Genomic DNA, 19,332 nt, shown 5'->3' with positions numbered 1-19,332 from the left:
ATACGGTAAGGAGGTGCAGGCAGCAAATGAAACACCCCCGGGGCCACCTCCGTCCCAGGGAAGACTCCACCGGGCCCGGGCCCTCTACCGCAACGTGTCGAAGCGGAGGATGACCTGGCTGCTCCTGAAGGACACCGTCAACTCGTGCATCGAGTACCGGATCCTCGGCCTCGCCGCCGAGGCCGCGTTCTTCACCCTGCTGTCGCTGCCGCCCCTGATGCTGGGTCTGCTGGGTCTGCTCGGCTACATCGACGACTGGACCGACACCACCACCGTCGCCTCCATCGAGCGCAACATCCTCGGGGCGGTCGGCACGGTCCTCTCCGACCGGGGCGTCAACGACATCGCGAAACCCCTCCTCGCCGACGTCACCCACGGCGGCCGCCCCGACATCATCTCCATCGGTTTCGCCATCGCGCTCTGGTCGGGCTCGCGCGCGGTGAACGTCTTCATCGACACCATCACCGTGATGTACGGCCTCGACGGCCACCGCGGCATCGTCGCCACCCGCCTGCTGGCCTTCCTGCTCTACATCATCGCCCTGATCATCGGCGCGGTCGTCCTGCCGCTGGCGGTCGTCGGCCCCGACCGCGTGGTGGAGCTCGTCCCCTGGGGCACCGAGGTCGTCGCGATCCTGTACTGGCCGGTCGTCATCCTGCTGTCGATCGCCTTCCTCACCACGCTCTACCACGTGTCCGTCCCCGTGCGGTCCCCGTGGATCGAGGACGTCCCCGGCGCGCTGGTGGCGCTCGGCATGTGGGTGCTCGGCAGCTTCCTGCTCCGTATCTACCTGACCAGCACGGTCGAGGGCCCCACGATCTACGGCTCGCTCGCCGCGCCCATCGCGGTGCTGCTGTGGATCGGCATCTCCGCCTTCGCGGTCCTGGTGGGGGCCGCGGTCAACGCGGCGATCGACCGCGTCTGGCCGTCGGTCGCCACCGCCGCCGCCCGCGCCGAGAACGAACGGGTCCGCACGGCCGAGGCGGCGGCGCTGGTCGCCCGCGCGAAGGCGGCGGTCGAGGGCCTGGACGACGACGACCCGGACATGCCCTCGGAGTTCCCCGAACGCTGGTCGCGGTTCCTGCCCCCGGACGACGTGAAGTCCCGGCTGCACTCGGCGAAGGACAAGGAACGCGAGCGCGAGCGTGAGCGGGAGCGGGAGAAGGGACGCGAGCGGGACGGGGGCCGGGACGAGGGCCGCGCTCAGGACCGGGACGAGGACCGCCCTCAGGACCGGGACCAGGGCGGGCCCGTCTAGCCTGGGAGGCGTGTACGAGGAACGGCCCTCACGGCTCGACGGCGCCGTCGTCTGGGCCCGCACCGGCGGCCCGGCGGCCCCCTTCTCCGTGCTGCCCGACGGCTGCATGGACCTGCTGTGGAGCGACGGACGGCTGTACGTCGCCGGCCCCGACACCCGGGCGTACGTCCCCGACGACCCCGGCGCCGAGTACGCGGGCGTCCGCTTCGCTCCCGGCGACGCCCCGGCGCTGCTCGGGGTGCCCGCGCACGAACTGCGCGACCGGCGCGTGGACCTCGCCGCCCTGTGGCCCGGCGCCCGCGTCCGGGGGCCGGCCGCACGCATCGGCGAAGCCACCGACCGGGCCGCCGCGCTGGAGGACCTTGCACTGCGGTGCGCCGCCGACGCCCCCCGCCCCGACCCGCGCCTGCGGGCCGTCGCCGACGGGCTGAACGCCGGACGGACCGTCGCCCAGGTCGCCGACGCCGTCGGGCTCGGCGCCCGTCAGCTCCACCGCCGGTCGCTGGACGCCTTCGGATACGGCCCCAAGACGCTCGCCCGCGTGCTGCGCCTCCAGCGCGCCCTCGCGCTCGTCCGGGCGGGCGTGCCGTACGCGCGGGCGGCGGCCGAGGCGGGCTGCACCGACCAGGCCCACCTCGCGCGCGAGATGCGCGCCCTGGCGGGCAGCACGCTGAGCGCCTACGACGCGTCCGCGAACAGGGAGACCCCGCAGCCGTCCGGGTCCAGCACCACCGCGTAGCGCTGGCCCCACACCGCGTCCCACGGTTTCAGGTGCCCCCGGTGACCCGCCGAGACCAGGGCCTCGTACGTCGCGTCCACCGCGGCGGGGTCCGCGCACCGGAACGCCAGGCCGATCCGGTCACCGCCCCGCGGGCGGGTCCACTCCGGGTCGAAGGAGCGCATCACGTCCTCGGTGTCCCACAGCACCCGCATGCCACCGGGCAGGATGGCCTCGGCGTGCGGAGCGGACTCGGCGCCGTCCGGGATCTCCAGGCCGAGACGGCGGTAGAACGCGAGGGAGGCGGCCATGTCGGCGACGACGATCCCGATCGCGTCGAGCTGGGGTACGGGGGTTCGTTCGGTGGTCATACGGCGACGGTAGGCGGGCGCGAGCAGCGGGTCTTGTACGAATCGGACACACCGCCGGGGCCCCGGGAGGTCCACCGGAAAAACCCTTGGCGCGTGCGGCGGGCGGGCCGCTAACCTGGCGCCGTTCCGCCGACCGCGGGACATCGAACCCCTAACGGGAGGTGCGACCGATGGCTGTCAGCGCGATGGGCGTTGCCCACATCCAGACGTTCCGTCACATCCTCCCCGTGGCCACCGGCTGACACTCCTACTCCGCGCTCGACCACTGCGCTCGACGCGCCCGCCGGGGCCGCCCTCCGAAGGGTTCCCCTTGTCTCTCGCTTCCGTTCCGTCCTCCTCCCACACCCTGTCCGCCCACGGCTGGGACAGCGCATGGGAGGCGGCCTTCGCCCCGTACGCCGCCCAGGGGCTCGTCCCCGGACGGGTCGTCCGCGTCGACCGCGGCCAGTGCGACGTCGTCACCGCCGACGGCGTGGTCCGCGCCGACACCGCGTTCGTCACCCCGCACGACCCCCTGCGGGTCATCTGCACCGGCGACTGGGCCGCCGTCGAAACCAGCGGCAACCCCCGGTACGTGCGCACGTACCTGCCGCGCCGTACCGCGTTCGTACGCTCCACCTCGTCCCAGCGGTCCGAGGGGCAGATCCTCGCCGCGAACGTCGACCACGCGATCATCGCCGTGCCGCTCTCCGTCGAGCTCGACCTCGGCCGCGTCGAACGGTTCCTCGCCCTCGCGTGGGAATCCGGCGCCCAGCCGCTCGTCGTCCTCACCAAGGCCGACCTCGTGCCCGACCCCGTCGGCCTGTCGTACCTCGTCCAGGACGTCGAGACCGCCGCGCCGGGCGTCCAGGTGCTGCCGGTGAGCGCCACCAGCGGCGAGGGCGTCGAGGTGCTCGCCGCGGTCGTCGCGGGCGGCACCAGCGTGCTGCTCGGCACGTCCGGCGCGGGCAAGTCCACCCTCGCCAACGCCCTGCTCGGCGAGGACGTCATGACCGTCCAGGCGACCCGGGACGTCGACGGCAAGGGCCGCCACACCACGACCACCCGCAACCTGCTCGCCCTGCCGGGCGGCGGCGTGCTGATCGACACCCCCGGGCTGCGGGGCGTCGGCCTGTGGGACGCGGAGACCGGTGTCGGCCAGGTCTTCTCGGAGATCGAGGAACTCGCCGCGCGGTGCCGCTTCCACGACTGCGCCCACGGGGCGGAGCCGGGGTGCGCCGTCCTCGCCGCCATCGAGGACGGCTCCCTGCCCGAACGCCGCCTCGACAGCTACCGCAAGCTGCTCCGCGAGAACCAGCGGATCGTCGCCAAGACCGACGCGCGCCTGCGCACCGAGATCCTCAAGGACTGGAAGCGCAAGTCCGCGGCGGGCCGCGCGGCCCTGGAAGCCAAACGAGGCCCCCGCGCCCGCTGACGCCTCGTCGGACGCCCCGCGTGACGGTTCCCGCCCGCCGGCGCCCCACCCGTTGTGGGCACTCGTCCCGCTGGGCTCGCTCCCGTCCCTCGCCCACCCGTTGTGGGCAGTCGTCCCGCTGGGTCCCCCCCACCCTGTTGTGGGCAATCGTCCCGCTGGGGCGGGACGGGTGGGCACAACGGACCGGGGCGGTGCCTGTCGTCGGTTCGCCCAGGGGCGGTGCCTGTTCCCGGTTCGCCTGCGGGCGGTGCCTCGTGCCGGTTACCCCCGGTGGGGGTGGGGCGTGGCCCCTCCGGGCTCGCCTCCTCGGGGCCGGCGGCCTCGGGTTACGGGGATAGGGAACCCCGGTAGCGCCGCCAGCCCCTGCGGGGGCGACCCTGCACGGCCCCACCCCGGTACGTCGCCGGGCGCGGGACGGTGGGTGGTGGGCACGGCCCCACCCCGGTACGTCGCCGGGTACGGGATCGTGGCGTCCGAAAACCGCCAGTCCGCGAGGCCGGGGCGGCGGAGACTGGGGGCGTGGACGACGACAGCAGGTACGAGGCGGTCAGCAGCCGGGACGCGCGGTTCGACGGGGAGTTCTTCTTCGCCGTCGAGACCACCGGCATCTACTGCCGGCCCAGCTGCCCGGCGGTCACGCCCAAGCGGTGCAACGTGCGGTTCTACGCCACCGCCGCGGCGGCCCAGCGGTACGGGTTCCGGGCCTGCCGGCGGTGCTGGCCGGACGCGGTGCCCGGCTCCGCCGCGTGGAACGTACGCGCCGACGTCGTCGGCCGCGCCATGCGCATGATCGGCGACGGCGTGGTGGACCGCGAGGGCGTCCCCGGGCTCGCCGGGCGGCTCGGGTACAGCGCGCGGCAGGTGCAGCGGCAGCTCAACGCCGAGCTGGGCGCCGGGCCCGTCGCGCTCGCCCGCGCCCAGCGCGCCCACACCGCGCGGACCCTGCTCCAGACGACCGGGCTGCCCGTGACGGAGATCGCCTTCGCCGCCGGGTTCGCCAGCGTGCGGCAGTTCAACGACACCGTGCGACGCATCTACGGCCGCACCCCGAGCGCGCTGCGCGCGGAGGCGCGGGGAACGGCGGGCGCCGGGGGCGGGGGCGTGCCGCTGCGGCTGGCCCACCGGGGCGCCTACGCGGCCGGTGACGTCTTCGACCTCCTGGTGGCGGAGACCGTCGCGGGCGTGGAGGAGGTCGTGGGCCCGGCCGGCGCCCGCACCTACCGGCGTACGCTGCGGCTGCCGTACGGCTCCGGCATCGCGGCGGTGGACGAGCGGTCGGGCGGCCGGTGGCTGGACGCCCGCATCCACCTGAACGACCTGCGCGACCTCACCGCCGCCGTACAGCGGCTGCGGCGCCTGTTCGACCTGGACGCCGACCCGTACGCGGTCGCCGAGCGCCTCGGCATCGACCCCGGCTTCGGGCTGCGGTCGCCCGGCGCCGCGGAGCCCGAGGAGTTCGCGGTCCGCGCCCTGGTGGGCCGGGCGGAGGCGGGCCGGCTGGTCCGGGCGTACGGGACGCCCCTGGACGTACCGTGCGGCGGGCTCACGCACCTGTTCCCCGAGCCGCGGGCGCTCACCGGCCACGCGACGGCGGGGCCGCTCGCCGCGGCGCTGGCCACCGGTGACCTGCGGCTCGACCCCGGCGCCGACCGGGGCGAGGCCGAGCGGGTCCTGCGCGCGCTGCCCGGGGTGGACGCGCGCACCGCCGCGCTCATCCGGATGCGGGCGCTGGGCGACCCGGACGTGGCACCCGAGGGGGACGCGGACCGCGCGGAGTGGCGGCCCTGGCGCTCGTACGCCACGCGCCTGCTGGCCCGGGGGACGGTCAGCCGGCGAATACCGCACCCGTCCACGCGCCCACGATCATCAGGCACGCGAACAGCTCCACCAGCACACTCGTACCGATCGCCCGCATGACGGTGCGCGTGGACGTCATGGCCGACCGGTGCCCGCCGAGCCGGAGCCGCTCGCACAGGTAGATCCCGCCCACGTACCCCGGCACGGCGCCCACGACCGGCACCAGGACGAACCCGAGCAGGGCGCCGACCCCGGCGTACGCCACCATCCGCCGCGTCACCCCGACGCCCCGCAGCCGGCGCGGCGGGAGGTGCCAGACGACGACCTGCGTCACCAGCATCAGCGCGGTGGAGCCGACGAGCAGCCACCACGCCAGACCGGACTGCACGTGCAGCGACCACCACATCACCGCGGCCCACACCAGCCACGCGCCCGGCACGCCCGGTACGAGCACGCCGAACAGGCCGAGCAGCATCACCAGCCCGGCCAGGAGCAGCTGCCACGCACCCATGGGGCCAGCCTGCCGGACCCTCCCGGCTCCCGCAGGTCAGGCGCGGGTCACCCAGCCGCGCTCACGGGCGTGCCAGCCCAGTTGCAGGCGGGTCGTGACCCCCGCCCGTTCCATCAGGCCCCGCACCCGTCGCTGGACCGTTCGGAGGCCCAGGTCCAGCTGCTTGGCGACACTCGCGTCCGTCAGGCCCGCCAGCAGCAGCGACAGGATCTCCAGGTCCGTCGCGTCCGGGCCACCGGCGTCGTCGTCCCCCGCCCCCAGGCACAGCGGCACCGCCTCCCGCCACACCGCCTCGAACAGTGCCGTCAGCGACTCCAGCAGCCCGCTCGCGTGCACCACGAGGGCCACCGGCTCCGCGTCCGGGCCCGTCAGCGGCACCATCGCCGGCGACCGGTCCGCGACGACCAGCCGCGCGGGGACCCGGTCCGCCACCCGGACCCGTACGCCCGGGCCGAGCGCCGACAGCTCCCCGACCCCGCCCGGCAGCGACAGCGCCTCCCGCTCCACCACCACCCGGCACGCCACCGCGCCCCCCGTCACCGGGACCGCACCGCCCACGACGAGGGCGCACACCTCGTCCCGCGCGCCCAGCAGGAGCTGGCTCAGCCGGTGGTCCACCGCGCTCGCACCGCTCACCACCTCGACCAGATCGGGCACCGCGGGCTCCGCCGCCTCCGCCCGGTACTCCTCCGCCAGCCGGATGGCCGCCAGCTCCGCCTGCTCCAGCCCCTGCCGCTGCCGCGTCAGCAGCGGGCCCAGCGCCACCGCCGGGGGCGCCGCCACCCACCGGCCCGTCCGCGCCGACGACCGGGCGGCGAGGCCCTGCGACTCCAGCCGCCGCAGCACCCGCTCCGTCTCCGGCTCCGGCAGCCCGAGCCGGTGCGCGAGATCGGCGACCTCCGCCGCGCCCAGCCCCACCAGCGCCCGGTACGCCGACTCCTGCCGCTCGTCCAGACCTATCGCCGCCAGCACCCCTGAGAACCCCCTTCTCGCCCCGCAGCGCTCATCATCCCCGACCGCTCTCACTCCGTGGACAGACTGTTTACGATTTGACGAAAGTCATTAGTCTCGAAGAGCGCCCGACCCCCGGACCGGTCCGCCGGGCGTCCTTCCCGTGGGGGGTGGGGCCGCCCGGCGGACCACTTTTCCCGATGCCCGTTTTCGCCACGCGCGCACGGTCGACAATTAAGGGCATGAGCCCACAGGGGGAGACGCCCACCACCGGCGGCGAGGACGACTGGTGGGACAAGCTGTACGACGCCACCGCACCGGACACGGCCCCGGCCGCTTCGGGCGACACCCTCGACGACCGCTTCGACTCCGCCTCGGGCACCGTCGCCGATGGGCCCCCTGGGCGCGGCCGCGCCCCCTGGGAGCCGCCGGACCACCCGCCCGGCGCCCCGCGCACCTTCCCCGGCGGCCCGCCGCCGCCCCGCCTGCCCCGCCCCCGGGTGGAGCACGTCGGCGACGGCCCGCCCACCTACGAGCCCGAGCCGACCGCCCTGCCGCCGGCCCACGCGCACGGGCTGGACCACCTCGTCGCCGACACCGTCCTGGACGGCGCCCGGTACGGGACGTACACGCTGCGGGCCGCGTCCGTACGGGGCGACTCCGCCCGCTACCGCGGTGAACCGCGCCGTGACGCGCTCCTCACCGCCCGCTTCGGCACCGGCGAGACGGCGCTCGTGCTGGTCGCCGTCGCCACCGGCGCGCGCGGCACCGACGGCGCCCACCTTGCCGCCGCCGACGCCTGCGCCCGGCTCGGCGAGGCCGTCGGCCGCAGCCACGGCCGGCTCGCCGAGGACATCCGCGCCGGGCGGCGGCGCGACCTCAAGTCCGGGCTGCACCGGCTCACCGACCGTTCCTACGGCAGGCTCCGCGCCCGCGCCGCCGACTTGGGCCTGACGCCCGGCGAGTACACGGCCGGGCTGCGCTGCCTGCTGCTGACCGCCGACCCCGGCTGCCGCACCCGGATCTTCTTCGGCGTGGGGGACGGCGGCCTGTTCCGCCTCCGGGACGGCGTCTGGCAGGACATCGAACCACCGGTCCCCGAGGCGGCCGCCCTCACCGGCGACCCCGTGATCGGCTACGGCTCGCCGCCCGCCGAGACACCGGAGGGCGACCGGCTGACCATGGACCTCGGCATCCCGACGCCCCCGTCCCCGTACGTCGAGGACCCCGTCCCGCCGCCCGCCGAACCCTTCCGCTTCCGCGCCTCGGTGGCCCGCCCCGGCGACACGCTGCTGCTCGCCGGCCCGGGCCTCGCCGAGCCGCTGCGCGGCGAACCGGCCTTCGCCGAGGAGCTGGCCGGGCGCTGGGCGACGGCCGAACCGCCCGGCCTGGCGCAGTTCCTGGCGGACACCCAGCTGCGGGTGAAGGGATACGCCGATGACCGTACGAGTGTGGCCATCTGGGAGGCGTAACCGCGGGCACCGTGCGTGGATGGACACATGGCCAAACAGAACGTCGCAGAACAGTTCGTCGACATCCTCGTCCGCGCCGGTGTGCGGCGGCTGTACGGGGTCGTCGGGGACAGCCTGAACCCCGTCGTCGACGCCATCCGCCGCACCTCCGGGATCGACTGGATCCAGGTCCGGCACGAGGAGACCGCCGCCTTCGCGGCCGGCGCCGAGGCGCAGATCACCGGCAGCCTCGCGGCCTGCGCCGGGTCCTGCGGGCCGGGCAACCTCCACCTCATCAACGGCCTCTACGACGCCCACCGCTCCATGGCCCCCGTCCTCGCCCTCGCCAGCCACATCCCGTCGAGCGAGATCGGGCTCTCCTTCTTCCAGGAGACCCACCCCGACCGGCTCTTCCAGGAGTGCAGCCACTACAGCGAGCTGATCTCCAGCCCCCAACAGATGCCCCGGCTCCTCCAGACGGCGATCCAGCACGCCGTCGGCCGCGGCGGCGTCAGCGTGGTGTCGCTGCCCGGGGACATCGCCTCGGAGCAGGCCCCGGAGAAGGCGCCCGAGCACGCGCTCGTCACCACCCGGCCGACCGTCCGCCCCGGTGACGAGGAGCTCAACGCCCTGGTCCGGCTCATCGACGACGCCGACCGGGTCACGCTGTTCTGCGGCAGCGGCACGAAGGGCGCGCACGCCGAGGTCATGCAGTTCGCCGAGCGGATCGCGTCCCCGGTCGGACACGCCCTGCGCGGCAAGGAGTGGATCCAGTACGACAATCCGTACGACGTGGGGATGAGCGGGCTCCTGGGGTACGGCGCCGCCTACGAGGCCACGCACGAGTGCGACCTGCTGATCCTGCTGGGCACCGACTTCCCGTACAACGCCTTCCTGCCCGACGACGTGAAGATCGTGCAGGTGGACGTGCGTCCGGAACACCTGGGCCGCCGCTGCAAGCTCGACCTGGCGGTGTGGGGCGACGTCCGCGAGACGCTGCGCTGCCTCACCCCGCGCGTGCGACCCAAGACGGACCGCCGGTTCCTCGACAAGATGCTGAAGAAGCACGCCGACGCCCTGGAAGGGGTCGTCAAGGCCTATACCCGCAAGGTCGACAAGCACGTCCCCCTCCACCCCGAGTACGTGGCGGCGGTGCTCGACGAGATCGCCGACGACGACGCGGTCTTCACCGTCGACACGGGGATGTGCAACGTCTGGGCCGCCCGCTACCTCACCCCCAACGGGCGGCGCCGGATCATCGGCTCGTTCAGCCACGGCTCCATGGCCAACGCCCTGCCCCAGGCCATCGGCGCCCAGTTCACCGACCGCAGGCGGCAGGTCGTCTCGATGTCCGGCGACGGCGGGTTCTCCATGCTGATGGGCGACTTCCTCAGCCTCGTCCAGCACGACCTGCCGGTGAAGGTGGTGCTGTTCAACAACTCCTCGCTGGGCATGGTCGAGCTGGAGATGCTGGTGGCGGGCCTCCCCTCCTACGGCACCACCAACCACAACCCCGACTTCGCGGCGATCGCCCGCGCCGCCGGCGCGTACGGGGTGCGGGTGGAGAAGCCCAAGGAACTCGCGGGCGCGCTCAAGGACGCCTTCCGGCACAAGGGCCCGGCGCTCGTCGACGTCGTGACCGACCCCAACGCGCTGTCCATCCCGCCGAAGATCAAGGCCGAGATGGTGACCGGCTTCGCCCTCTCCGCCGGCAAGATCGTGCTCGACGGGGGAGTGGGCCGGATGCTCCAGATGGCCCGCTCAAACCTCCGCAACGTCCCCAGGCCCTGACGGGCCGACCGGGTCGGGTGGGCGGGTTGAGTTGAGTCGGGGGCCGGGCCGGTTGGGTCGGGAGCGCACCGGCTGGGGCGGGGGACGGGCCGGTACCGTGCGGGGCGCACGGGGTGGCGCACGGCTCGGGCGGAGGGGCGTGCCGTCCGGTGGTGGTCGTCACGCGGGGTGCGTCGCGGCCCACGCGGCCGTCGCCCGGTCGCCGCTCCGCGTGCCCTGTCGCGGACTTACCCCGATGCGCCCCCCTGGCGCCCCCCGGACCGGTGAATCCCAGGCGTGACGGCGCGTAGGCGGGGGCATGCATCCCGTGAACCTGTTCGAGGGGAAGGGCCGACGACGTGCGGGTGGGGGAGATGATGGGGCGTCAGGGAGGGGCTGGACCCGTAACCGACGGGCGGGTCCCCGGAGTGGAGCGGCACGGGCGGCTGGTGCAGTGGCGCCGGCACGTGGGCAACGCCGACCTGGCGGCGGTGCCGGAAGTGCGGCGCGCCCTGCGTGAGCTGCTGCGGCACTGGGGCGAACCGGGCGCGTCGGACGTCGCGGAGCTGCTCGCCAGCGAACTGGTGACCAACGCGCTGATACACACCGAGCACGGCGCGGTCGTCTCGACCACGATGACCCCGTCGACGCTCCGGGTGGAGGTGCGGGACTTCGCCACCTCGCTGCCCACGCCGTTCTGCCCCACCGACGACGACGGTACGCACGGCAGGGGGCTCGTCCTGGTGCAGGCGCTCGCCGACGCGTGGGGGGTGCTCACCCACGGCGTCGGCAAGGTCGTCTGGTTCGAGCTGTCCGGGGGGCCCGCCTGACGACGGGCCCCGCGCCCCCACGGAGCGGTCAGCCGAACTGCTGCTCCAGGTCCTTCAGCTTCCGCTCCAGCGAGTCGAGCCGGGGCAGCGTCTGGGTGTCGTCCTCCGCGGTGAGGTCGACCGTCCGGGGCGGGTCAGTGCCCTTGACGGCCTGGAGGGAGGGCCGGGACCGGGACGGCGAGTGCTTCCGGTCGGATATGGCGGGCTCCGCGACGGACGCCCCGACGGCGGCCGGTGTGGAACCTCCCAGGGCGTTGCCCTGGTTCACGGGCTGGACGTCCACCTGGGTGGCGGTCATCGGCTGGACCTCGACCTGGCGCCCGCCGCGCCCGGCGCCCCAGGCGCGGTGCTGACGGTTGAACGCCCGCAGGCGCGCCCGCTCCATCTTCTGGTGCTCCCGCCGCCGCTCCCGCTCCTGCTCCTTCTGCCGCCGGTCCTCGCGGACCTCGTCCACCGCCTCGTCCAGGGTGCGGACGCCCTCCAGCAGCATCAGGGACCAGGCGCCGAACGTCTCGCGGGGGGCCCGGAGCCACCGTACGATCCGGATCTGCGGCAGCGGGCGGGGCACCAGACCCTGCTCGCGCAGCGCGGACCTGCGGGTCTGCTTCAGCGCCCGGTCGAACAGCACGGCCGCCGACAGCGACATGCCCGCGAAGAAGTGAGGGGCGCCCGCGTGGCCGATGCCGCGCGGCGCGTGCACCCAGTTGAACCAGGCCGCCGCGCCGGCGAACGTCCACACCAGGAGGCGGGAGCCGAGCGCCGCGTCGCCGTGGCTGGCCTCGCGCACCGCGAGGACCGAGCAGAACATGGCGGCGCCGTCGAGGCCGAAGGGGACGAGGTACTCCCAGCCGCCCGACAGGCTCAGGTTCTGCCGGCCGAAGCCGACCAGGCCGTGGAAGGAGAGCGCGGCGGCGACCGCCGCGCAGCAGAACAGCAGCAGATAGGAGGCGGTGCCGTAGACCGCTTCCTTGCGGCGGCGACGCTCCTCGCTGCGCTCCCAGGAGTCGTCGGCCGCGGCCTTCTCGCCGACGCGCCTGCCGCGCGTGAGCACCGCCACCGCCGCCAGGACTCCCACCAGCATCACGCCGCCCGGAAGCAGCCAGTCCAGCGATATGTCGGTCAGTCTCATGCGGTGTCCCTTGCATCGCTCGCGGTAGGGCGTTTCGGCGCCATAGTGGCCGAAGGCCGCCGCGCCCCACGGGCTTTCGGGGCAAGAGAACGCCATCGGGGCCGCAGGGCATACGAATAGGTGCCATCCACTCGAACAGCCGTATGCGCGAAGAGAGTTGAGTTCGATTCACGTCACCCGTGCGGGTGGCGTGGACTCAGCCGGAGGTCACGCGGATGCGCTCAACCTGGCGACACGGTCGGCGTCGCAGGTACGCGGACAGGTGACACAGGTGTCCTCGGGGCGCAGGGTGTAGAAGAGGCAGCAGCTCGCCCGGTCGCGGGTCGGCAGCGGCGTGCCGTCCGGACCGGCCAGCTCACGGAAACCGGCCGTGCCGACGTACGGCTTCGCCGCACCCGACCCCGGCAGCAGCAGAGCCAGCTCCGCCATGGCGCGGGGCTCCTCGCCCAGCAGGTGCCCCACGTACCACAGGCCCTCGACGATCTCGTCGGTCGCCATCCCCCACAGCGCCCGCTTGCCGCGCCGCATCCGCGGCCCGAAGCCGTCCAGGACCGGCCCCAGGTGCTCGGCGACCGCCGCCCGCACCTCGCCCCGCAGCGCCTCCTCGTCCGGTACGACCCGGGCCCCGGGCAGCGCGGCGGCCGGGTCGCCCGGCAGGCAGGCGAACTCGGAGACGCGCACCGTCATCCGCCCGAGCGCCCGCTGGAACGTCACGTCCCCCACCGGCAGGCGCGGCACCCGGCGGTGCAGGAACCACGGCACCGTGATCAGCAGGCAGGCGGGCCAGGCGTACCGGTGCAGGCCGAAGCTGGCCACCACGTCGGGGCGGGCCTGCTGCCCGTAGTCCCGCAGCACCTGCGCGTTGTCCCAGGCGAGGAACGCGTCCAGGGCGGCGCCGCCCGCCGCCAGTTCGTCCGCGCCCACCCAGCCCGCGCCCCGCGGGGCCCGCTCGTCCTCGGCCAGCTCGAGCACCCGAAGCCCCGGGAAGACCTCCGTCAGCCGGGCGTAGGCGTCCGTGACGGGTGAGGCCAGGCCGCGGGCGGCCGTGGGGAGCAGAGCGGGAGCGGGCATGCGGGGGACCACCGAATCGCGATCGTTAGCAGGTAAGCCTTACCTTACCCGATCTGATCGAACTGTGAACGGCGACCCCGTGCGCCTATCGTGCACAGGGGCCCCGTCCGCCGCGAGCCGGGCCCTCTGCACGTACGACCAGGAGGACCCGAGTGGAGCAGGGCAGCACGCGCGACGGCGCCGCGCCGCACGCGGCGGGGCGACCGGAGCCGCACGCCACCGTCCGGGTGCCCGAACAGGCGCGGGGCGAACACACCCACGGCGAGACGCCCGGCCGGACCGGGCCCGCCCGCCCCGTCCAGCGCCACTCCGTACGCGGCCAGGTCCTCGACGCCCTGCGCACCGCCCTCGTCGGCGGCGACCTCATACCCGGCGAGGTCTACTCCGCCCCCGCGCTCGGCGCCCGCTTCGGCGTCTCCGCCACCCCCGTGCGCGAGGCCATGCAGCAGCTCGCGACCGAGGGCGCTGTCGAGGTGGTGCCGAACCGGGGCTTCCGGGTCACCGAACGCACCTCCCGCGAGCTGGCCGAGCTCGCCGAGGTCCGCGCCCTGATCGAGGTCCCCGTCATGCTCCGGCTCGCCCGCACCGTCCCGGCCGGCCGCTGGAGCGAACTGCGCCCCCTCGCCGAGGCGACCTGCGCCGCGGCCGCGCACGGCGACCGCGCCCACTACGCCGAGGCCGACCGCGCCTTCCACCGGGCCGTCCTCTCCCTCGCCGGCAACGAACAGCTCGTCACCGTCGCCGAGGACCTGCACCGCCGCTCCCAGTGGCCCCTGGTGGCCGGCCCCGCGGTCCGGCGCGCCGACCTCGTCGCCGACGCGGCCGAGCACTCCGCCCTGCTGGACGCCCTGATCGCCCAGGACCTCCCGGTCGTCCAGTCCCTGGTCCGCGAGCACTTCACCAGCGCGAAGTGACCGTGCGCGGCGCGGTCTGGGAGGTGGCGAACCGGCTCGGCGTCGTCGCCGGAACGCCCGCCGAACTGCTCGCGGCGCTGCTGGCCGGGCCCCGCCGGACGGTACGGGTACCCCTGCCGCCCGACCACGACCTGGTGCGGAGCCTGCGCGGTCTGGGGTACGTGGACGTGGTCGCCGACGAGGCGCCCGCGCCGCCCCCGCCCGCCGCCCCCGTCGACCTCGGCGACCCGGCCGCCGTCTGCGCGGCCGACCCGGTCCTCGTCACCGAGGCGTACGAGGCCCGGCCCGAACCCCGCGGCGGTCTGCGCCCCGCCTGGCTGCGCGCCGGCCAGTCGCTGGTGCGCGAACAGGACCCCGCCCAGCGGGCCCTCGTCCTGCTCGCCGCCCTGGACGACGGCGCGGACCCGCATGTGGTCCGCGCCCTCACCGAGCGGGCCGCCGGCGCCCCGTGGCGCCTCGTGGACACGTCCCGCGAACGGTGCGCGGCGCTGACGACCACGCCCGACGGGCGGCTCGTGGTGCGCGGGGACCGCGTCCTGGCGGTGGCGTGCCCGGGCGACGGCCGGACCCTCACCCTGGACGAACGCGGCCGCCTGCACCGGGCCGGCCCGGCCACCCGGCTGACGGACGCCGTGGCGGCGACGCTGGCGAGCCACCCCGCCACCGCCCTCGCGGCCCTGGACGGCACGGTCCTGACCGGCGACCGGATGGGCACCGTCCACGCGTTCAGCCTCACCGGGCTGGACCAGTCGGCACTGCACTCCGGCCGCGTCACCGCCCTGACGGCGACCGCGCCCCCGGTGACCGGGCCCGGGGCCGGCGCCCCGCCGCTCGCCGCGTCGGTGGTGGCGTACAGCGGCGGAGCCGACGGCACCGTACGGGCGTGGCGGCCCGGACGTCCGCAAGGCCGGCGTCCGGTGGCGCGGCGTTCCTGCCCGGTCGTCGCCCTGCACGCCGCGGGCGGGCTCCTCGCGGTCGCCTGGGCGGACGGCCTGGCCGAGCTCCGCCACCTCCGCACCGGCCGGACCGTGCCCTTCCGGCCCGGCCCGCGGGTCCGCGCGGTGGCGGTGACACCCGGGGGGAGCCTGGTCGTCGGGCTCGACGACGCGGTGCTGTGCCTGGCCCCGGCGGGGCGCCCGGCGGGCTGACCCGTCCGCGCAGGCGCCGTACCGCCGCGAGTCGCCGCCGGCGACCGGTCCTCAGGCCGCGGCCGTCGGGGCCAGTCGGGCCGCGAGCCAGGTCGGTACGCCGCCGAGCAGCTGGTACAGCCGCCGCGCCTCGGCCCGCAGCCGGGTCGCCTCCGGTTCGGGCTCGGCGTCCGCCAGGGACACCAGTGCCGGGGCCGTACCGACGAGGTAGCCCAGCTCCTCGCGCAGCCGCAGCGACTCGGCGAAGCCGTGCCGGGCCTCGGGCAACTCCCCTTCGCGCAGGGCGAGTCCGGCGAGGTACCGCCAGGTGGCGGAGAGCAGCAGGGTGTCCCCCTGGTTGGTGGCGCCCACGTGGGCGCGGTGGTACGCGGCGCGGGCGGCCTGCGGGGAGTCGCCGAGGTTCTGGGCGATCAGCCCGCGCCGGAGGTCCAGCAGCGGGCGGCCCGGTGCGGACGGGGCGAAGAGCGCCGCCGCCCGTCCGAGCGCCGCGCGCGCCTCGTCGGCCCGGTCCCGTACCCCGAGGAGGGTCGACGCGTAGGCGAGGTAGCCGCGTTCGCAGGCCGCCGCGCCGCGCTCGTCGTCGTCCTGCGCGATCGCCTCGGCCACCCGCAGGGCCTCCTCCGCCTCGGCCCAGCCCTGCTCGGTGTAGAGGCACCGCTCGATCAGCAGCGACGCGCGCTGGAGGGCGACCGCCGGGTCGTCGGCGCCCGGTGCGAGAAGGGCGGCCGCGTCGGTCCAACAGCCGCGCGAGCGCAGCCGCCATACCGCGGTCTGGAGGGGATCGTCGCCTGAGGTCGTTCCGGAACCAGACATGGCGGTATGCGCCACATTGCCCTCCCCGAGCGCGCCATTGAGCTGTTGGGTCCGATGCATCTCAGCACGGAACGGACGCGCGGCCAAGAGGGTCAGGTGAAATGTTTCACAATCCAACTCCCGTGATTTCCGGCCTCGGACGGTCTCCGGCGCGTGGTGCGCTTCCCCCGAAAGAGTGACCCCACGGGGTGCCGCCCGGCGGGCGCGCGGGCCGCCTCAGGTCCCGGACGTCCAGTGGGCGGGGCGGGAGAGCCGCGGCGGGAGGAGTGTGCGGGCGTCGCCGCGGGCGGCGTTGACCTGGGGCTGGGTGAGGAAGAGCGCGCCCCTGAGGTCGGCGCCCGCGAGACGGGCGTCGCGGAGGTCGGCGCCGAGCATGTCGGCCTCGCGGAGGTCGGCGCCGGTGAGGTCGGCGGCGATGAGGTACGCGCCGCGCAGGCTCGCCCCGCGCAGGTCGGCTCCGGTGAGGCGGGCGCCCATGAGGTCGGCGCCGCGGCGGTTCTTCTTCTTGCTCCGCGCGCCCGGGACGCCCGCGCGGACCAGCTCGCCCGTCCGCGACAGGAGGTCGCCGACGAGGCGGCGGTGGGCGTCCAGGTCCAGGGCGGCCAGGCCCTCGGGGGACAGCAGCGTGAGTCGTTCGGTCTCGTCGAGGACGTGGCGCAGCTCGCCGTGCAAGGAGCGCGCGGGCTCCAGCGTCAGCGCCTCGGTGAGGTACGCGAGCAGTTCGTGCAGGTGCCGTACGACGGGGAAGGCGGCGAACATGCGCCCCGCCGTGTCCGGGTGCTGCCGCCAGTCCCGGCCGCCGAAGGTGATCTGGGAGACCTTCTGGCCGGCGCCGAAGCAGTCGTACACCGTGCAGCCGGTGAAGCCCCGGTCGCGCAGCCGTTCGTGGATGCCGCACCGGAAGTCGGCGGCGAGGTTGCCGCACGGCGTGCCGGCGGGCTTGTCGACGGCGAAGTCCGCCGAGGCGGCGAAGGGCAGGGCGACGCAGCACAGGCCGAAGCAGTTCGCGCAGTCGCCCCGGAGGGAGTCCGGGGCGGCGTCCGCGGGGCCGGCCGAGGCCCGCTGGGCGGCCTCGTCCTCGGGGCGGGAGGTGTCCGATCGTCCGGACGTCACGTGGTGGTCCGCTTTCTGTGGGTGGGGGAGCGGGTGGGGGCGGGGCGCCTGGCGTGGCGTCAGGACATGCGCAGCGCCAGGAAGAAGTCCAGCTTGTCCTCCAGGCGGGACAGGTCGCGGCCGGTGAGCTGCTCGATCCGGCCGACCCGGTACCGCAGCGTGTTCACGTGCAGGTGCAGCCGGCCGGCGCAGCGGGTCCAGGAGCCGTCGCAGTCCAGGAACGCCTCCAGCGTCGGGATCAGCTCCGCGCGGTGCCGCCGGTCGTAGTCGCGCAGCGGGTCCAGGAGGCGGGCCGTGAACGCCCGCCGCACGTCGTCCGGGACGAACGGCAGCAGCAGGACGTGGGACGCCAGTTCGTGGTGGCCCGCCGCGCACACCCGGCCCGGCCGCGCCGCCGCGACGCGCCGGGCGTGCCGCGCCTCCTCCAGGGCGCCGCGCAGCCCCTCGGCCGAGTGGACGGGGGCGCTCACGCCCAGGGTGAGGCGCCCGTCGTCGGCGAGGCCCGCCGTCAGGGGGGCGCGCACCGTGGCCAGCAGGGCGTCGGCGTGCAGCCCGGTGTCGGTGCCGGTGGCGGGGCCGTTCTCGTCCTCCGCCGCGGGGGCGCCGCCGTCCGCCCCCGGCGCCGTCGGCAGCGGCACCAGGGCGATGGCCTCGTCGCCGGTGTGGGCCACCGCGATGCGGTCGGCCGAGTCGGGGCCGACCGTCGCGGGGTCGACGAGGATCTCCTCCAGCAGCGACTGGGCGACCGGCCCGGCCTCGATGCCGGGCGCGCCCGCGCCGCCCTCGCCCCACTCGACGCGGGCCACCACGACCTGCCAGTGCGGCGCGGTCCCGAGGCCCGGGAGCAGCACCGGCGCGGCCACCCGGAGACGGGCGGCGATCTCGGCGGGGGCGGCGCCCGTCTGGACGAGTTCCAGGACTTCCTGGGCGAGCCGTCGCCGTACCGTGCGCGCCGCGTCCCGCCGGTCCCGCTCCACGGCGATCAGCTGGGTGACGCCCTGGAGCAGGTCGAGCCGGGCGGCGGGCCAGTCCCCGGCGTCGGCTTCGACGGCCAGCAGCCAGTCGGAGAGCACCGTCTCGCGTACGTCCCGCGAGGCGGGAGCGGCACCGCGACCGGTGTTACGGATCGGGAAGAGCGAGTACGTCGTGCCGCGGGTCACCGCCCGGTGCGGACCGCGCCGCCCGGTGCGGGTGGCGGACAGGTGCTCACCGGCCAGGACGGCGCCGGTCCCGGCCGGCAGCGGCGCTCCGGCGCCGGCGATCTGGCGGCCGGTCGGTGACAACACCCAGGCGCGAAGGTCCAGGTCGGAGCCGAGCAGGTCCAGGACGACCTCGGGGCCGCCGCCCGCCGGTCCGGAGGTCATGAGCCTCCTGTGGCGATCGACGACAGCGGCGAGGTCTCCGGCCCGCTCGCCCGACACCTGTCGAACGACGTACTCCGTGATGGTTGCGAATGCAACGGATTCGTTCACTGCGAACAGGGGGAGCCGGTGGCGCAAACACGCCTGCACCAGGTCGTCCGGGATCGCCCCGAGTTCCGCCTCGCCGGCCGCCATGCCGGCCACCCCGGCGCCCGCCAGGATCCGGACGAACGGCTCGGAGTCCGCCTCGTCCCGCCGCCAGGCCAGCCCGGTGAGCACCAGCTCGCCGCCGGAGAGGTACCGACTGGGGTCCCGCAGGTCCGTCGTCATCACGCCGCGGACCGTGCGGTCCAGCTCGTCCTCGCCGCCGAGCAGCCGCAGCCCCAGCGCATCGGTTTCCAGCAGTGCGCGCAGCCGCATGTGATCGCCGCCGATCTGTCTCGTGGGTGTCTCGTTGTTGCCGGTGAGCCGTGGCCACCGTTTCCGGGGGGAAACGGAGAGGGCACTGCTCCTCGCCTTTCGTTCGAATCTACAAGACGAAGAGGGCGACCAGCCAACTCCTTCATGGTTTCGGTGACTGCACCGGGCGGAGCACCGCTGGGTGTACTTGGGCCACGACGCGTTAACAGCACATGAACACCAAGACGTGGGCCGGCCGTCCCCGAGCCCCGGCGAAGCAACTGATCACGCGGAACCCGGAAACCCGTCGATC

General features: G+C 75.2%; 17 protein-coding genes. 9 read left to right on the top strand and 8 right to left on the bottom strand.

The features are described from left to right. Positions 1–13: 13 nt before the first annotated feature. Positions 14–1,258 carry a YihY/virulence factor BrkB family protein gene (locus EIZ62_RS06345; protein ID WP_156691737.1) on the top strand — a complete coding sequence of 415 codons (1,245 nt, stop codon included), beginning with the start codon at positions 14–16 and terminating at the stop codon, positions 1,256–1,258. 1 nt (position 1,259) lies between these two features. After that, positions 1,260–1,997 (top strand): helix-turn-helix domain-containing protein, encoded by a 738-nt coding sequence (locus EIZ62_RS06340; RefSeq protein ID WP_156696241.1) that lies wholly within the window; start codon positions 1,260–1,262, stop codon positions 1,995–1,997. On the opposite strand, the gene EIZ62_RS06335 is transcribed toward EIZ62_RS06340, so the two are convergent. Next, positions 1,937–2,347 (bottom strand): VOC family protein, encoded by a 411-nt coding sequence (locus tag EIZ62_RS06335; RefSeq protein WP_156691736.1) that lies wholly within the window; start codon positions 2,345–2,347, stop codon positions 1,937–1,939. The two genes, EIZ62_RS06340 and EIZ62_RS06335, sit on opposite strands and share 61 nt — an antisense overlap. Before the next feature lie 310 nt (positions 2,348–2,657). On the opposite strand from EIZ62_RS06335, the gene rsgA reads away from it, so the two are divergent. Both rsgA and EIZ62_RS06325 read left to right on the top strand, forming a co-directional pair. Continuing rightward, positions 2,658–3,761, top strand: coding sequence for a ribosome small subunit-dependent GTPase A (gene rsgA, locus EIZ62_RS06330; protein WP_156691735.1), 1,104 nt, complete (start codon positions 2,658–2,660; stop codon positions 3,759–3,761). Between the two features lie 519 nt (positions 3,762–4,280). After that, positions 4,281–5,678 (top strand): DNA-3-methyladenine glycosylase 2 family protein, encoded by a 1,398-nt coding sequence (locus tag EIZ62_RS06325; RefSeq protein ID WP_208827789.1) that lies wholly within the window; start codon positions 4,281–4,283, stop codon positions 5,676–5,678. Here the strand turns inward: EIZ62_RS06325 and EIZ62_RS32135 are convergent. Continuing rightward, entirely contained in the window at positions 5,587–6,069 is a 483-nt protein-coding gene (locus EIZ62_RS32135) for a DUF456 domain-containing protein (RefSeq protein ID WP_156691734.1), read from the bottom strand. The two genes, EIZ62_RS06325 and EIZ62_RS32135, sit on opposite strands and share 92 nt — an antisense overlap. Before the next feature lie 36 nt (positions 6,070–6,105). Continuing rightward, entirely contained in the window at positions 6,106–7,041 is a 936-nt protein-coding gene (locus tag EIZ62_RS06315; RefSeq protein WP_156691733.1) for a helix-turn-helix transcriptional regulator, read from the bottom strand. Between the two features lie 221 nt (positions 7,042–7,262). On the opposite strand from EIZ62_RS06315, the gene EIZ62_RS06310 reads away from it, so the two are divergent. The 3 genes from EIZ62_RS06310 to EIZ62_RS06300 all read left to right on the top strand — a co-directional run bounded on the left by EIZ62_RS06310 (position 7,263) and on the right by EIZ62_RS06300 (position 11,071). Continuing rightward, a complete protein-coding gene (locus tag EIZ62_RS06310) occupies positions 7,263–8,492 on the top strand; it encodes a protein phosphatase 2C domain-containing protein (RefSeq protein ID WP_156691732.1) in 1,230 nt (409 codons plus the stop codon). A 27-nt stretch (positions 8,493–8,519) separates the two neighbouring features. Next, positions 8,520–10,262 (top strand): pyruvate dehydrogenase, encoded by a 1,743-nt coding sequence (locus EIZ62_RS06305; RefSeq protein ID WP_156691731.1) that lies wholly within the window; start codon positions 8,520–8,522, stop codon positions 10,260–10,262. Between the two features lie 356 nt (positions 10,263–10,618). Beyond that, positions 10,619–11,071, top strand: coding sequence for an ATP-binding protein (locus tag EIZ62_RS06300; RefSeq protein ID WP_156696240.1), 453 nt, complete (start codon positions 10,619–10,621; stop codon positions 11,069–11,071). A 28-nt stretch (positions 11,072–11,099) separates the two neighbouring features. Here EIZ62_RS06300 and EIZ62_RS06295 read toward each other — a convergent pair whose 3' ends face one another. Together EIZ62_RS06295 and EIZ62_RS06290 are read right to left on the bottom strand one after the other, a co-directional pair. Next, positions 11,100–12,200, bottom strand: coding sequence for a DUF2637 domain-containing protein (locus tag EIZ62_RS06295; protein WP_156691730.1), 1,101 nt, complete (start codon positions 12,198–12,200; stop codon positions 11,100–11,102). A gap of 207 nt (positions 12,201–12,407) precedes the next feature. After that, entirely contained in the window at positions 12,408–13,271 is an 864-nt protein-coding gene (locus EIZ62_RS06290) for a (2Fe-2S)-binding protein (RefSeq protein ID WP_156691729.1), read from the bottom strand. A gap of 152 nt (positions 13,272–13,423) precedes the next feature. Here EIZ62_RS06290 and EIZ62_RS06285 point away from each other — a divergent pair, with 152 nt between their 5' ends. Both EIZ62_RS06285 and EIZ62_RS06280 read left to right on the top strand, forming a co-directional pair. Continuing rightward, positions 13,424–14,185, top strand: coding sequence for a GntR family transcriptional regulator (locus tag EIZ62_RS06285; protein WP_156691728.1), 762 nt, complete (start codon positions 13,424–13,426; stop codon positions 14,183–14,185). Further along, positions 14,182–15,333 carry a WD40 repeat domain-containing protein gene (locus EIZ62_RS06280; protein ID WP_156691727.1) on the top strand — a complete coding sequence of 384 codons (1,152 nt, stop codon included), beginning with the start codon at positions 14,182–14,184 and terminating at the stop codon, positions 15,331–15,333. Before EIZ62_RS06285 ends, EIZ62_RS06280 begins: the two co-directional genes overlap by 4 nt. A 51-nt stretch (positions 15,334–15,384) precedes the next feature. Here the strand turns inward: EIZ62_RS06280 and EIZ62_RS06275 are convergent, their stop codons facing one another. The 3 genes from EIZ62_RS06275 to EIZ62_RS06265 all read right to left on the bottom strand — a co-directional run bounded on the left by EIZ62_RS06275 (position 15,385) and on the right by EIZ62_RS06265 (position 19,040). Then, entirely contained in the window at positions 15,385–16,146 is a 762-nt protein-coding gene (locus tag EIZ62_RS06275; protein ID WP_208827787.1) for a hypothetical protein, read from the bottom strand. A 216-nt stretch (positions 16,147–16,362) separates the two neighbouring features. Beyond that, entirely contained in the window at positions 16,363–17,259 is an 897-nt protein-coding gene (locus EIZ62_RS06270) for a pentapeptide repeat-containing protein (protein ID WP_156691725.1), read from the bottom strand. Between the two features lie 59 nt (positions 17,260–17,318). Next, positions 17,319–19,040: a PucR family transcriptional regulator gene (locus EIZ62_RS06265; protein ID WP_156691724.1), complete on the bottom strand. Its 1,722-nt coding sequence runs from the start codon at positions 19,038–19,040 to the stop codon at positions 17,319–17,321. Between the last annotated feature and the right edge of the window lie 292 nt (positions 19,041–19,332).

Source organism: Streptomyces ficellus, assembly GCF_009739905.1.
Lineage (GTDB): Bacteria > Actinomycetota > Actinomycetes > Streptomycetales > Streptomycetaceae > Streptomyces > Streptomyces ficellus_A.
Note: the sequence above shows the minus strand (reverse complement) of the source record. Positions and strands in the feature narration are given on the sequence as shown.